The 15,786-nt window shown below is 46.0% G+C and carries 12 protein-coding genes; 4 read left to right on the forward strand and 8 right to left on the reverse strand.

Annotated elements, in window-relative coordinates:
- The first annotated feature begins 156 nt into the window (after nucleotides 1-156).
- From V6668_RS01030 to V6668_RS01040, 3 genes are all read left to right on the forward strand, one after another.
- A complete protein-coding gene (locus V6668_RS01030) occupies nucleotides 157-606 on the forward strand; it encodes a hypothetical protein (RefSeq protein WP_047841473.1) in 450 nt (149 codons plus the stop codon).
- A gap of 181 nt (nucleotides 607-787) precedes the next feature.
- Entirely contained in the window at nucleotides 788-2,032 is a 1,245-nt protein-coding gene (locus V6668_RS01035; RefSeq protein ID WP_338707488.1) for a macrolide family glycosyltransferase, read from the forward strand.
- Between the two features lie 164 nt (nucleotides 2,033-2,196).
- Nucleotides 2,197-3,051: an aldo/keto reductase gene (locus tag V6668_RS01040; protein ID WP_338707490.1), complete on the forward strand. Its 855-nt coding sequence runs from the start codon at nucleotides 2,197-2,199 to the stop codon at nucleotides 3,049-3,051.
- Between the two features lie 117 nt (nucleotides 3,052-3,168).
- Here the strand turns inward: V6668_RS01040 and V6668_RS01045 are convergent, their stop codons facing one another.
- Complete coding sequence (locus tag V6668_RS01045; RefSeq protein WP_338707492.1) at nucleotides 3,169-6,342, reverse strand: alpha-mannosidase; 3,174 nt, start codon at nucleotides 6,340-6,342, stop codon at nucleotides 3,169-3,171.
- A gap of 199 nt (nucleotides 6,343-6,541) precedes the next feature.
- Between V6668_RS01045 and V6668_RS01050 the strand changes: the two genes are divergently transcribed.
- A complete protein-coding gene (locus V6668_RS01050) occupies nucleotides 6,542-7,483 on the forward strand; it encodes an AraC family transcriptional regulator (RefSeq protein ID WP_338707493.1) in 942 nt (313 codons plus the stop codon).
- A gap of 123 nt (nucleotides 7,484-7,606) precedes the next feature.
- Here V6668_RS01050 and V6668_RS01055 read toward each other — a convergent pair whose 3' ends face one another.
- From V6668_RS01055 to V6668_RS01085, 7 genes are all read right to left on the reverse strand, one after another.
- On the reverse strand, nucleotides 7,607-8,290 hold the full coding sequence (locus tag V6668_RS01055) for an ABC transporter ATP-binding protein (RefSeq protein ID WP_338707494.1): 684 nt from the start codon (nucleotides 8,288-8,290) through the stop codon (nucleotides 7,607-7,609).
- On the reverse strand, nucleotides 8,290-9,411 hold the full coding sequence (locus tag V6668_RS01060) for an ABC transporter permease (RefSeq protein ID WP_338707495.1): 1,122 nt from the start codon (nucleotides 9,409-9,411) through the stop codon (nucleotides 8,290-8,292). The genes V6668_RS01055 and V6668_RS01060 overlap by 1 nt, the downstream gene beginning before the upstream one ends.
- A 124-nt stretch (nucleotides 9,412-9,535) precedes the next feature.
- Entirely contained in the window at nucleotides 9,536-10,102 is a 567-nt protein-coding gene (locus tag V6668_RS01065; RefSeq protein ID WP_338707496.1) for a TetR/AcrR family transcriptional regulator, read from the reverse strand.
- A 306-nt stretch (nucleotides 10,103-10,408) separates the two neighbouring features.
- Nucleotides 10,409-11,410, reverse strand: a complete 1,002-nt coding sequence (pdxA, locus tag V6668_RS01070; RefSeq protein ID WP_062837729.1) for a 4-hydroxythreonine-4-phosphate dehydrogenase PdxA — start codon at nucleotides 11,408-11,410, stop codon at nucleotides 10,409-10,411.
- Nucleotides 11,407-12,702, reverse strand: a complete 1,296-nt coding sequence (locus V6668_RS01075) for a four-carbon acid sugar kinase family protein (protein WP_338707497.1) — start codon at nucleotides 12,700-12,702, stop codon at nucleotides 11,407-11,409. The genes pdxA and V6668_RS01075 overlap by 4 nt, the downstream gene beginning before the upstream one ends.
- 95 nt (nucleotides 12,703-12,797) lie before the next feature.
- A complete protein-coding gene (locus V6668_RS01080; RefSeq protein WP_338707498.1) occupies nucleotides 12,798-13,784 on the reverse strand; it encodes a 2-keto-3-deoxygluconate permease in 987 nt (328 codons plus the stop codon).
- 166 nt (nucleotides 13,785-13,950) lie between these two features.
- A complete protein-coding gene (locus V6668_RS01085) occupies nucleotides 13,951-15,633 on the reverse strand; it encodes a PrpR N-terminal domain-containing protein (protein WP_338707499.1) in 1,683 nt (560 codons plus the stop codon).
- Nucleotides 15,634-15,786: the final 153 nt, after the last annotated feature.

Consider the following 15,786-nt stretch of genomic DNA (forward strand, 5'->3'; position numbering starts at 1 on the left):
AGACAATACATATATTTTTCATTATATTATAATTAATTCCATATTTTGAAAGGAGTGATTTGGAGCTTTTTCTGATCATGCGTGTCTATGAACGAGGGAAAAGCATGAAGTCTCTTTGGCGTGCTAACTTTTCAAAAGAAATGGAGGGAGAATGAAATGAAGAAAACATTGTATTCTGCTATTATGATAACGCTTTTATCAGGATCGATTGTGGGTACGGCCTTGGCGGATAATTACGAGTCGAATGACACTTTGAGCAGCGCGTATAAAATCCCAACGCAAACGGTGGCCACTCCCTACGGTCCGGCTTACTGGGGTGGAAGTGCTTGGTCTTATCTATCATCCCCGACAGATGTAGACTACTTTACATTCAGAGGGCATGGCAAATCTGTCGTGCTGGGTTCTCCTTCCGGCTATGATTACGATCTGTACGCCTATGACAGCGCTGGAAATTTGGTTGCTTCTTCTACGAATACGTCAGGAGCGGATACAGTTCTTGTCGACTACAATAATGTATATTTTAAAGTGATAAGCAAAGATGGACGATACAGCGATACCGATGCTTACAGCGTAACCTTTTATAAAAGGGATGTCTGGGTGCCGTGACCAGCTCGTGAGAGTAAAAAACGTTAGGTATCGTAGACTTTAATGCTTCCGTCTCATGAATAGGAACTCTACCGCCTCAATGAGGTAGTAGAGTTTTATTTATTCAAGCCAATGGTCTGGAAGAATGGGTTACCATATCCCCCACTTGAGTGCATTGGAAAATTTAATGGAGGTGAGTGCCGTGGCACGTGTATTAGTTGTGATGATCCCTGCAGAAGGCCATATCAATCCGTCGCTTGGATTAATCAAGGAACTGGTAGAGAACGGTGATGAAGTGGTTTACTGTTGTACCGAAAAATACCGGACGAAGATTGAAGCGTTAGGCGCACAATTTAAGGCCTATTCCTTCAACGAGGCAACCCTGCTCAACAACCCTGGTATGAAGCCATTTGAACTCAAGCATCCTTACCAATTTTTATATATGATATTGGCAAAAATTATTCAACGGTTTATTCCAGATGTTCTGAATCTGATCGAACATGAAACCTACGATTATATCATTTTTGACTCCATCATAGGCTGGGGAGGACAAATTCTAGGTGAGAAGCTAGGTATACCAACGGTATGCTCAACCAGCACCTTTGTTTTTGTGGAGCCTCTTGGGTCAGACAAACAACTGAATGATGATACGGAGGAGGTCAAGGAGCTATATAACAGCATCGTGGAAGTGTCCCAGCAAATAGCTTCCCAGTTCGATGTGGCTGTACCTTCCCTGGCGGAACTTTCAGGGCATTCAGGACAACTGAAGATTGTCTATACAAGTCGTTATTTTCAACCCATGGGGGACAAGCTGGACGACAGCTTTGTGTTCACCGGCCCATCCATTATCCCACGCAAGGATGCGCCAGCTTTTGCAAATGAATCTCTGCATGCTCTTTATAAGCAGGTCGTTTATATTTCGATGGGAACCATTTTAAATAAAGATCTTGAGTTTTATAAGCTTTGCTTTACGGCCTTTCGTGATTTGCCTGTGCAGTTTATCTTGTCTTCTGGGAAGGATACCGATTTGGAGCCCATTGCTGATCTCATTCCTGACAATTTCATCATAAGACCCTATGTCCCTCAACTGGAAGTGTTACAGTGTGTAGATGCTTTTCTGACACATGCAGGCATGAACAGTACCAGCGAAGCTTTGTATTACAATGTACCGTTAATCATGCTTCCGTTAACATCGGATCAGCCGCGTGTAGCAGGCCGGGTACAGGAGTTGGGAGCAGGAGTCATCGTGGACAAAAATAACCTTACACCCGATGTGCTTAGAAACGCAGTATTAGAAGTGCTCGGTAATGCCTCCTACAAGGAGCATGCTGAGGTTATTGGGGAAACGTTACGCGATGCTGGCGGGTATAAGCAGGCTGCTATGGCTATTAAGAACTTTATAGGCAATCAACGGTTATCGGCCACGCCCATCTCTTCGTTTGAATGAAAAGGAGACCGTTCTTCATGAGAGCTAGAAGAGGAAGCCGTCATCGACTAAAACGGAGTGGTGACTTCCAATTGATTCAAGCACGTATGGAGGGGTAGATAAACGGAGAGGGGCATTATTTTTACCATATTGTTCGTATACCTTTTGCAAAGGAGAGTCTTCAGATGAATCATCGAATTCCGGAATATACATTGAACGATGGCTTGAAAGTGCCTGCAATTGGATTTGGTACCTATAGTTTAAAAGGTGAAGAAGGTGTTAAATCGATCGCCTCCGCAATGGATGCGGGTTATCGATTAATTGATACGGCGTATAACTATGAGAATGAGGCAACGGTGGGCAAAGCAATCAAACAAAGCTCCATCGCCAGAGAAGATCTGCTCATTTCCTCGAAGCTGCCGGGGCGTTATCACGCTCATGATAAAGCACTTGTGGCGATTCAGGAATCCCTGTACAGAGCGGATCTTGATTATTACGACCTGTATCTGATTCACTGGCCCAATCCGAAGAAGGATATGTATGTCGAGGCATGGCAAGCGCTGATCGAAGCCAAAAAGCGTGGATATATCCGATCCATTGGAGTCAGCAACTTCCTGCCTGAGCACAATGAACGGCTGATTAAGGAAACGGGGATAGCGCCGAGTCTGAATCAGATTGAGCTGCATCCGTTCTTTGACCAAGCTGATCAGCGGGAACAGGATACAAAGCATGGCATCGTGAACGAATCCTGGAGTCCGATTGGACGTGGCAATGATGCCGTACAGGATATTCTGAAGGATGAGAACATTCTTCGGATTGCGGGAACGCATGGCAAAACACCAACCCAGATCATTCTGCGCTGGCATGTTCAGCTGGGTTCCATTCCCATTCCGAAAGCTGGCTCCTTGCAGCATCAACAGGAAAATATCGATATATTCGATTTTGAGTTGAGCACAGAAGAGATGCAGGTCATCTCTGCATTTAATCGTCCAGATGGACGTTTGTGGGATCAGGACCCAAGCGAGTACGAAGAATTTTAAAGAACGACAAATGAAGGGCTGCTCTCATGTCAGATATGACAGGAGGCAGCCCTTTATTGCTTTATTGTTGAAGCATATTAAGCAATGTTGCAGTTTTTCATGTTGCGTAATTTCTGTTTACTGTTCAGCAGGGATACGGAAGGTCAGAATCTCATACGGTTTGATATCAAAAGAAATTCGACCATTTTCCACGGCGCATTCCGCTTCGTTGTTTTCGAGCAAATCACACGCGTACGCCGTAGCACCTGCTTCCTCAGGCAATTGCAGGGAAGCACGGCTGCGGCGGCCATGTGCTTCGTAGACTCGGATGATCATATCATCGTTGTTCTCGGCTTTTTTGATAACCTCCAGCACGACATTATCCTGATCGACCGATGCAATTGACCATGTTCCCGGCAACGTACCGGTTTGCGATGTAATCTCACGGGCAACCAGCGGACGGTTGAGATCATAAGCAGCTTGGATGACACGTCCTTCACGGAAGTCGCCCTGATGCGGATAGAGCGCGTAGGTGAATACGTGCTGCTCTTTGTCGGCATTTTCATTCGGGTACGTTGCGCTCTTGATCAGCGACAGTCGCATCACCGAGTTATGAATATCATATCCGTATTTGCAGTCGTTCAGCAGAGCAGCACCGTACCCGTTCTCCGCCAGATCGGCCCACTTCTGCCCGCATACTTCAAACCGGGCCTGATCCCAGCTCGTATTACGGTGGGTAGCACGCTCAACGTTGCCGTACTGGATTTCGTAGACGGCCTTTTCACTCCAGATATCCAGCGGGAAAGCGGCTTTCAGCAGCAAATGCTCTTGCTTCCAATCCACAAACGTACGGAAATCAATCCGGCGCGTGTGCGCATAGAAGATGATCGTCTGCTCAATGACCGAGTCCAGGAACTGTCGCTTCACTTGAAGCACGGAACGTACCGGCCCACTTTCAACCCACTCCAGCGACTGCAGGTCATTAATCTCCCACATATGCTGTTCATAATAATCGTCAATGTTCCATGCCTCGTATTCCGCAGGTCGATCCTCGAACACTTGCAGCACGTTACCACGCTTGCCAGACTGAAGCAGCTCACGGCCCTCCAGCTTGTCCCATACGGATGTGAACTCGGCACTTTCATTCAGATGAATATCGTACCAAGGTGTATGGATGTGGCGCCGATCTGCTTCCCACTGTGCAACCGATACGCCCGCAACAAGCTCGTCTGTCAGATCTGGTGTGATTCGGAAGGATTTATACCCGGATGCAGGCACGTTCTCTGCAAGGAACACAAGTCCGCCTTCGGGAGTCCGCTGGCTTGGTACAGGGCGATCTCCATCATAGACGGTTACTTTTCTCGCAAAAGCAGGCAGTTCAACCACATCCGTCCGTACAAATCCGGTCGTGTTGAATACTACAATGGCTTCGCCATCAGATGTAATTTGGCTTGCAATGCCGTTCAGCGCACTGTCTTTCAGCTCATCCGTGACACGCAGAACTTCTTCATATTGCTCCTTGGAATCCACATATACCTGCTCAATGGAGCTGCCCGGGAGAATATCATGGAACTGGTTCAGCATCGTCAGCTTCCATGCATGCTCCAGTGCATCGGTTGGATAGGCCGCCTGTGCATTCGCCTGACGATGAATCATGGCATACAGCTCGGCATCAGCCAGCGCAAATTCGCTATGACGGTTGTACCGTTTGTTACGCGCCATGGAAGTATAGGTACCCCGGTGATACTCCAGATACAGCTCACCCGACCAGCGAGGAACGGAAGGAACATCAGCCAGATTTTGCTCCAGCTTCTCGAAAAACTCGCGTACAAAGGTGCGTTTCACTGCGGGTACACCCGGCAGTCCAATATCAAGTCGTCTGCCATGCTCCAGCATCTCTTCGGTTGGTCCACCGCCGCCATCTCCGAATCCGAAACATTGCAGGACATCTGCATTGATGTTTTTGTTCTGGTATCGCTGCCACGTACCTTTTACTTGCGAAGCATTAAACCGACCATTATAGGTCGTTTCGAAGCGACGCTGCCTGAAATCAGGGTGTTTGTCATAGTCTGTTGCTGTGATGAAATGGGTCAGGACCTCTGATCCGTCGATTCCTCGCCAGTACATCGTGTCGTTTGGAATCTGGTTTGTATCATTCCAGGCAATTTTGGTTGTCATAAAATAATCAATGCCGCTCTTGCGCATAATCTGCGGCATCGCTGCACTATAACCAAATACATCCGGCAGCCAGAGCACACGGTTCTCTACGCCGAATTCTTCCTTGAAGAAACGTTTCCCGTATATAATCTGACGGATCATGGATTCACCCGAGATCAAGTTACAATCAGCCTCCAGCCACATTGAACCTTCCGCTTCCCAGCGGCCTTCGGCCACCTTTTCCTTAATTTTCTCATATAGGGATGGGTAGTCTGCTTTCAAGTACGCATACAGCTGGGGCTGAGAGGACATGAAGGTATACTCTGGGAACTTGTCCATCAGATACAATACACTCGCGAAGCTACGAATGACCTTCTCCCGAGTCTGATCCAGCGTCCACAGCCATGCCACATCGATATGCGTGTGTCCGATACAGTGCACGGTAGGGATGTGATCACCGGCAGGGCGGATATCACCATAGACATGATCTTGCAGATATCGGCGCGCTTCCAGTACCGATGCATGGAATTCTGAGCTGTTTTCCTGGCGCAAATCCAGCAGATTCACGGCTTTATTCAGATGTTCGACCAACTTCAGGCGCTCCAGATCATCCTCACGCAGTAGATCCGCAGCATCCAGCGCAGCCTTGAGATCGTAATACAAATCGGAGACTTGCTGATGATGCTCGGCGATATATACATTTAGAAAAACATCCGCGGCAGACGTACTGCAATACGCATATAATGCCAGTTCGAATTCATCACCTTTTGCCGCAGCGGGTGTCAGGTCAATTTCCGTATGGTTCACGTCTAGACCGCAGATCAGTTCCCCATTGAGGAATGCTAAGAATTGCGGATTATCGTAATTCCAGATATCGTCAGCACCGGTGACGATGGCACAAACGACCTTTTTCCCTTCCATTTGATCCGGGATTTGAATGCGGGTTTTGAAGCAACTGTGTACGTCTTTGCCACCCCAGCCATCACCCTTACGGAATACGTTCCAGGAGGAAGGGTCCTCATGCACCAGTTCCCAGGAGTGGTAACCACTTTCTTTATGATAAAGCTCAGGGATATATGTCTTTGAGGTAAGTCGAGCACGTTCCAAGTGTTTAACAATGGTATGGATTCGAGTATATAAGGAATTCATTTTCATGTTGGTTTCCCACCTTGGTTTGTAGTAAGTACAGGCTGTAGTCGTTGTTGGAGTGATAATACTGCAAGCGCTAACATATCAACTCTATCATAACAAAAGAGAAATGGGCGAAACTATGTATTGTATGCTGAAAATAACGTCTTTTTATTGCATTTCATGCTAAAATAAAATCATTAGAATCAGGATAGGGGGCATGTCCATGACACCATCGGTTTTGGCATACGAGCAAGGATATGCGATCCATGTGAACCAGCCTGGAGATTCACTTTTTTATCATCTGGATTATGACGAGCGCTCCCATGAACTGAATATGGAATTTCAGCATTTCCATGATTTCTATGAAATCTGTATCCTTCTCGATCGCACGGCTGCACACATCATTGAAGGCAGTTTATATGAGATCCAGCCTCTGGATATCGTTCTGCTGCGGCCTTCATTGCTGCATAAAACGCAATATCCGAAGGGTGCCCCGCCGAAACGATTGATGATCACCTTTGCCATGCCACGTAATACACCTGGTCTTGATAGCGGTTACACAGAGCTGTTTTCGATTTTTAATAAACCGGTCCCGATATTCCGATTTACAGAAGAAAGACGCAAGGAAGTCCTCGCGCCAATCAATGATATTTTTGCTATATCGCAGCACCCTTCTGTCCTTCAATCGGTTATGATTCATAGCAAGTTCGTGGAGTTTCTCTGTGCTCTTCATCGTTACTCACCAGAGAACGGGTATGTGCGTGAAGAGACTGGATCAACGATGTCCAGGCGCATGTATGCCATTGCCTCTTATATTCACAGCCATTATCAGCAGGATTTATCTTTGGACGAGGTATCCAAGCGCTTTTATGTAAGTGCCCATCACTTGTCTCGCCAATTCAATAAGGTTACCGGCTTCACCTTCACAGAGTACGTGCAGATGACCCGTATTCGGAATGCCCAGCAAATGCTGCTGAATTCGAGTGAGAAAATCACAGATATTGCTGCACAGTGTGGGTTCACAAGCTTTTCCCAGTTCAACCGCATCTTCAACAAACAGAACGGAATGTCACCAAGTGCATATCGCCGAAGCAGACATTCGCAGAGCGAACGTGAAGTGATACTTGTGGGTGAGAGACCCGAACCACTTGGGAGCCTAGAGTGAGAGGGACGAGGAGAGTGATGGACAGACCTAAAATCTACTTAACATGTTACTCTTTTCTGAATAGAAGCTTTTTATAAAAGAAAGAATAGAGAAGAGAAATGGTATATTGTTTGGTCCATATATTTACGATTCAGCTAGGGACAAACCGCCATCATACATCCGATATACTCTGTCACAATATTCAAGCATACGCTCATCATGGGTAACCATAATGGCCGCTTTTTGGCGTGATTTCACTTCTCGCGCGATTAGACTAACCACTTCATGGGCTCGTTTGGTATCCAAACTGGCGGTTGGTTCATCGGCTAAGATGATGTTGGGATTATTCATTAAAGAACGAGCAATGGCTGTCCGTTGTTTCTCACCACCGGATAACTCTTCGGGAAAACTTTTTAACTTCAAACCCAGCCCCAGTTCTTCCAGCAGCTTGGTTGCAAATGCCTTATCCTCTTTTTTAATCGTCCCGGCCATCCTTTTTACAACTAGCAGTTGATCCAGAACATTTAGATAGGGAACTAGATTTGAAGATTGCATAATAAATCCAACTTCTTGCAGCCTTATATTAGATAACTCTTTCTCCGTAAGCTTCGAAATATGATTTCCGTTTAGTTGAATATCTCCTTCGGAGGCTTTCAGCATGGCCCCAGCAATAGATAAGAATGTACTTTTACCAGAACCAGAAGGTCCAACTACAGCAACAAACTCCCCCGGTTCCACGGATATGGATACATGATCAAGCGCGGTGATCCGATTGTTTCCTTCGGCATAATACATGGTGACTTCCCGCATGTGTAGTCCCGTACTCATTATTCAACCCTCCCGAGCGCCTTAAGCGGATCAATCTTAGTAATTTTGCGAACAGATACCAGTGAACTTAACATAGCAATAACCAGCAAGATAATAGAATAATTGAAGACAAGACTGGTTTCCAGCTTAAATGGCATTCCTTTTGGCATAATTGCTGCTGTCCCATAAGTCAGCAAGATTCCAACAACAATACTAGTCAGCGAAAGTACAAACACTTGCGAGATAATGGCTTTTCCCAAGAAACGGTTACTAGCGCCTATCGCTTTCATAATGCCAAACTGGTTGGTTTTTTGCATCGTAATGACATAGAAGAATACCCCAAGTACAAATGCAGAGATCGCGAGTAGGAATGCAAGCATCATTAGAATCGTACCGTTCTCTTCTTTGTATCCGGGCATTCCTTGTACAGCTGCTGCTCGGGTAACTGTATCTGTGCTGGATAACTCTTTATTTATAGCTTCTGGATCAATATTCTCGCCTTGTAACATGATCGCATTAACCGGTCCGGCGATTCCTTTATCTGAACTTGGAGCCGCGAAGGTAATCTTCCGCCATTCAGCCATTGGGGTAAATACGGATGCAACGTGGTTATACGTCTGATTCTCCACATATCCGATAATTGTCAATGATTCCGTCGTGCCATCCAGTTGAAAGGTGTCCCCGATATTATAGCCCTCATCTTTTAGGGTCGAATTCACAACCACCCCGGTGGGATTCTCGGAAGACAGGCTTTCACCTTCTACAATAGCTGGTTCCAGGAAGCTTCCTGGGTTAACTCCTATAATCGCTATATCGACTTTATCTTCATTCTTGGTACTCGTCTCTTTCATTGCTGTTGCCATCGTACTTCCCATAGGGGATGCAGCATCCACATTAGGAAGTTGTTCCGCCTTCGCCACCAGTTGATCTGACAGCAGTGACTTGCTCATGGAAGACTGAGCTCCTTCTTCAAAGATGACATAATCAGCCTTCATGGTCTTGAATGTTGATGCGGCTAGCGTAGACAATCCATTCCCCAGACCGGATAAAATAAATACCAACCAAGCCATTAGTACGAAGATAATGATAATCATTAAAAACTTCATTTTACTATGCATTAACTCCTTCATCGCTAAAAACATGATCTGTTCAACTCCTTCTTTCATTTTTTATTGACACATGTGTCAAATTAGAGGTACAGCCACGTGGTTTATATAATTAAACGATATAAATGACACTTGTGTCAAATTAAAGCCAAGAATAAAGTTAGCTCTTGGCTCCTCCGATCCACATTTGGAACAGCAACTTTCCCCAATCAGGCGTAGGGATATTTAGCATATTAGGCGTATTAATTAAGTTAAAAAAAACACCAATAAGTACAGGTAGAGGAATATCTTGTCGCAGGGCTTGATCCTGCTGAGCGCGTTCAAACAAGCGTGATAATTGAATTTTTAGGGTCCTATGTGCTTCCTCAATAAATTCAAGATCTCTCGCTGCCGCAGCAGAATTAGTTGTATTAATTTTACTGGCATCTCCCAGAAGTTGATGGAGCGTAGATTCTTCTGCGTAGATCAGAAGCAGTTGCTCAAGAGCATCCATTGGATCAGTCTCATCAATGGCTAATGAATTCTCTAATACGGTTGCAATTGATCGCTTCATACAAGCAGCAACAATCTCTTCTTTATTAGAGTAATATTGATATATCGTGCTCCGGGCTCCGGACAGATGCTGTGAGAGCAGCTTGAGATGAAAACCGTCATAGCCATGCTCAAGTAATAATTTTTTAGTTGTGTCCAGTAGCTCTGTTTCAGTAAAAGATTGTTTTCGTCCCATTAAATCTCTTCCTTTTTATCATTTAAAGTCGGTGTGAACTTCACGTAATCGATGTGTACTGCAGGTCTACAGGAGTTCTTCACTTTACTTGCTTATTATGATCAGTTTAGCATATGTTTGATGGCCATAATACCAACCAAGACTATTGGTCTGGATAAATGGGTGGACGATATACAAAAAGTCAAACCCTTAAACTTACAGAGGGTTTGACTTTTTCCTTCTATTTATTGAATACCGAATATATACCGATACGAATACAATTGATCTTACGATCAGACTCACGCATGTACCGGATGAATCTTGATGTTAAACTTGATCCTTCGGCGCCAGCTCAATAGCAGAGCGGATGGCAGCCAGCATGCTTTTATCATCTGCGATATTTTTACCGGCGATATCGAAGGCCGTACCGTGGTCAACGGATGTACGGATGATACCACCTTTCAGGCCAACGGTGATGTTTACACCTTCCTCAATGCCCATCACTTTGATCGGCGCATGACCTTGGTCGTGGTAGCAGGCTACAACGATATCGAAGTCACCTCGACCAGCGCGGAAGAACAGTGTGTCCGCCGGGAGTGGACCAACGACGTTAATGCCTTCCTGCTGCGCACGCTCAATGCCGGGCTGCAGTTTCTCTTCTTCTTCTCCATTACCGAACAAGCCGTTCTCCCCGGCATGAGGATTGATTCCGCATACGGCAACGCGCGGATTCTCAAAGCCTGCTTTTTTCAACGTATCATGAGCAAGCTTCACGACGGTGTAGGTTCTTTCCGGGTTAATACTTGCAATGGCATCGATCAGACCCATGTGTGTTGTCAGGTGAATAACGCGCAGATTAGGCGTGGTCAGCATCATCGAGAAGTCTTGTGTATCCGTCAGGTCCGCCAGAATCTCGGTGTGCCCCGGATACAGATGCCCTCCTTGATGCAGAGCTTCTTTGTTCAAAGGCGCGGTGCAGATGGAGTGAATCTGCTGTTTTTTGGCAAGATCAATGGCTTTGGCGAGAAACTGGAATGCTGCATCTCCAGCCACGGCAGATACTTTACCATATTCCAGATCCGCAGGAACGAGGTTCAGATCAATCACATCCACTGTACCGAATTCATACTTGGCTTCAGAAGGCTCTTGAATCGCATTAACGTTCAGACTTGAACCGATGACAGGCAACACACGCTCCAGAATCTTTGCATCACCGATAACGAGTGGATTGCACTGATCGTACATTTCTTGATGACCCAGTGCTTTCATAATAATCTCCGGTCCAATACCTGCTGCGTCGCCCATCGTAATTCCAATTGTAGGTTTCATACGAGAATACCCCCTTTTAATTTTTGAATCGCATGGATAAAGACATCCGGTTTGCCGAATCCGCCTGCTTTGGTAATCACATGCAGATCATCAATCCCGATAAACTTGGAGATCGGCACGCCGATTTCAAGCTCATCCAGCAGCTCGAAGCCGCTAATATTCCATTTCAGACAGATTTGTTTTGCCGTATCACCGCCGGTCATGGATACCCCTTTGAACAATCCCTCTTCCAGCAGTCTGGCACAGATCTCACCCATCGCAAGTACAATCTCGTTGCTGACTTCCGTGTGATTGAGACCACGAATTTCGCCCGTTGCTCGTGCCAGTTCGATATCCACCTGTTCAGCGGTGGAGTAGAGGACAACATCTTGTCCTTCCAGCGCTTTGTCTCGAACCTCGTTATAGACACGTTCCATCTCTTCCGTGCGGTCTGCGGTTGCGGATACCGCTTTGAAGGAATGGAAGGAGACTGAAGCTACGCGGGACTTGCGCATCAAGCGATGCAGCTGCTCTCGGGAGTTTTTGTTCACGCTGCCGACCACCGTTAGGATTGGACCGGGATTCTCCGGGATATCAAGTGACGCAGCCCTGGATTCCAACTCGTAATGTGCGGGGAGGTAATTGGCAATGCCCGCCGAACCTGCCCAAGTAAACGTATACTCCAACTCGCGAGTCATCTGCAGAATCAGTTCCAGATGTCTTTCTTCGGTGGAGTCCACCATTACATACGGAATATTATTTGTTTTCAACTGCTCTAGCTTGGTGCGAATATGATTCTGCCCGGCTTCCAGATCGGCGACGGTGATTTCGCCAACTTCGTACTTGGTCTGTTGTTTCAACAAGTCCGGAAGGTAGGAAATCGTTACAGGTGTCTTCGGATCATGGGCAATTTCAGTATCTGCCAGCGGAACGCCGTTCAGGTAGTGGATTCCTTCCAATATCGTCCGGTTATTTTTGGGATAACCCGGGGCAATCATCATAAAGTCCGGCTTTACGACATCATATACAGCATCAATCTCGATGCCGATATTACCACGCATGGTGGAGTCCATTTTTTTGAAAATCGTCTCAAATCCGTTGTTCGTCAGCAATTCAGCAGCCTGATATACACGGTCATACGATTCCTGCGAGGATATGGAACGACTATCTGTATCAAAGACGACGGCATCGTAACGTGTAAGAGGACCTTCATCTATATTAAAAAGAACACTGGTCTTCAAGCCGTGACGGGCAAGCTGCACCCCGCTGTCATTGGCACCGGTCAAATCATCTGCAATAATGGCTAATTTCATGCAGTCATCCCTCCTTGTAAGCACAATTTAATAAAAAGTCCTTTCAGATCATCCATTAAGCACAGATTAAGCACATTAAATCAGGTGAAACCCATTTATGTGGTTGGTCGTTGATTGTATTTCTCAACTCCACCTGATTTCTCCAGTCGTTTGGAGAGGAACCCGATGAAGATCGGCAATAGGATGGCTGTTGTTACAACGCTCGCTGCAATTTGTACCGTAGCAATCTCGGCAATTGGGCCAAATGAAGCATTAGCAGCCACGATGGCAGCAGGTGTACCTACGGCATTCCCTGCAGTTGAACCTTCGGAAGCACCAACGATGGGGTTCCAGCCGATGGCTTTAAAGAGCAGGAAACCGATTCCGCCCGTTAATAACACGGTTAACACACCTAGTAAAATTCCGCTAAGACCACCTTGAATGATGGAGGAGAAGCTAATGTTCATACCCAGAGCAAATGCAAAGAACGGAACAAGTTTGTCACTGCCTTTATGCAGCCATTCCCCCAGATTGCGGTCCAGATTACCAATAATGACACCAACGATGAGCGGAAGCAATACCGCGACAAAGGCCATAGGGGAAAACATGCCGTTTGCAAAACCCATCGCACCAAAGATGGAGAGCGCTACCATGGTAAGGAAAGGACCATCACTGAGAGCCAGGAAAGGGTAGGCTGCTTTGTCATCTTCCTTCCCGTATTGGCCGGCCAGAGCAATGTACAAACCGCCGTTGGAGTTAGTCATCGCAGCAATAATGGCAAGCGGGGCAAGACCGAGAAATAATCCGTTTGAATCCGCGAACAAAATAGCGATAAAACCAAGGGCTGCACCAATCACCCATTTGAACGTAAGCAAGGTCAAACCTTTGCCGACAGAGGAACCTGCTGTTTTAAACGTAATCTGTGTACCCGCAATGAACAGGAACAGGGCAATCAAAGTACTGGCACTGTTAACAAAAAGTGCTTCCGTGAATCCGCCAATGCGCAGGGCATTTGGGAAGAATGTATTAATGGTTGCACCAAGTAACAGGGGAACGACCATCATACCGCCAGGGATGCGATCTAAAGTTGCTTTAATGTTCATAGTAGTAGCTCCTTATGAAGTAATCGTTTTTATGAAGCGCTTGCAGGGATTATATTATCCCATATCGTTTAATATAGCAACAATAAATTATTGTAAATTTTAAATACGCTGTTAACTGTTTAAAAACGCAACACATAAAGGCGATAAAAAAGACGCAAACTTAAAGTTAATCTTTAAGTTTACGCCATAATGTGGCCCGGTTAATCCCCAGACGCTCTGCGGCCTTTGATTGATTGTTATTTTCCTCCTGAAGCACGAACTGAATAACTTCCTTCTCAATCTCCTTCAGCGTACCGTTCAACTTCATTGGGCTTGAAGAAGGTTGCTGATCCAGCAAGCGGGACAAGGTAGCCGTGGTGATTACATAATCTTGTTCGTTGAGTGCAGCCTGCTTGATCAGATGTTTCAGCTGGTTGACATTCATATGTGTGATCTGATCTTGGATCAGCTGTAGAGCATCTTCTTTGATTCTCACCGCAGTAGTTCCGTATTTGTGGTAGTAATCCGTCAGGAAATGCTGCATCAGTGGAGCCAGATCCTCTGGTCTATCCGCAAGATTTGGCATCATGATTGTATTAAGCTCCAGATCGAGTGACCACTGCGGGTTCAATATCTGTTCCCCGAGTATAAACACACCTATTTGGTTTTGAAGGCAACTCTGGATAAAGGCGAGCAACTCCGAATCTTCCATACGTGTTTCCATGTGGTTGATCTCTACATTTCTAACCTTGGCGAGTGGTATCTTGTGCAAATGACCGGGCGGAACTTGCGTGAGATCCATCTGTAATAACAGTCCACCACCGGAGTACATCTGATGAATATGTTTGACCAGAAAAGATTTACCGGAATCTGCTTCACCCCACAGATAGATCGGTTCATGATTCTCGTAAAGTGCTCGCATGTTCTTCAATACCGCCTGCATGGCAGGGGATTCGGCAACGATAGGCTCCATCGATGCGTCCGTAAACGTTGTTATGCCGAATTGTGCAAAGGCATAGGGTTGTCCTTTTTCCAGCATATATACCTTGTAGTTCTTGTTGTCCAGGGTCGTTTCATAGGCGTTAACCGTGAGCTGGTAATCGTCCACCATGAACACATTTTGGATCTGGGATTGATGGAATTCCAGACTGGTATTGGTCAGATATATGTGATTATCGGTCAGCGGATTTTTCCCAAAATCGGTCAGGTTCTCGAATACAACTTCATTCCGTTCATTTAAAATAAGTAAATTGGGATGTTCCCGTGTAACCAGGTCATTCAGGATGATCGATATCGCATGATTTTTGCTCAAATAACGGTAGACCAGCTGTGCATCCTCCATCGCTCTAAGGATGGATTCCTGGCCAGATTGGATTAATAATCCCTCCAGACCATAGGTCTTCGCGGTGTTGACGGTGATCACATCTCCAACAATCTGTCGGTACCCGGAAGCCTTCAACTCCAGGAGCAATCGTGCCACATCTTCCGAGCTATGTATGGTATAGACCTTGAGGGGCAGATCCATCAAATCAATAATCGATTGTGCACCAGAGGTGATGTTGGAGAAGCCAACAATGGCTGTTTGGCCGTTAAACTGGCTTGCCAGTGTAAGTGAACGAATCATATCATAGCCCGATAACTGCACATCAATGACGGGAATGGTCACTGCTTTTTTAATGAGTTGGGCGGTTCCGCCGCGGCTGATGATAATCTCTGCACCATTTTTCTCAGCTTGAGTTGCTAATTCCACACCGTTTGCCAAGTCGCCCACGTCCGTCTGAATGGTTAACTGGGGAAAGCGAGGAATGCACTCTTGTATAATAGGAATCATCGATTCGTAGGGAGCAATAAAGTGAACTCGTGTACGCATATTTTTCCTGCCTTTATAGAAAACTTTGATCCCCTTATTATAGCCAACTTGCGAAGGAATGGCACCTATGGGGGAACCAGCCCTGTTGTGTCTGCAAAATGCTTGTGTGATATGCCTTCATAGCTCTCCGAGTGGAATGTGATGAAGTGCACT

Source organism: Paenibacillus amylolyticus (assembly GCF_036894225.1).
Classification (GTDB): Bacteria; Bacillota; Bacilli; order Paenibacillales; family Paenibacillaceae; genus Paenibacillus; species Paenibacillus amylolyticus.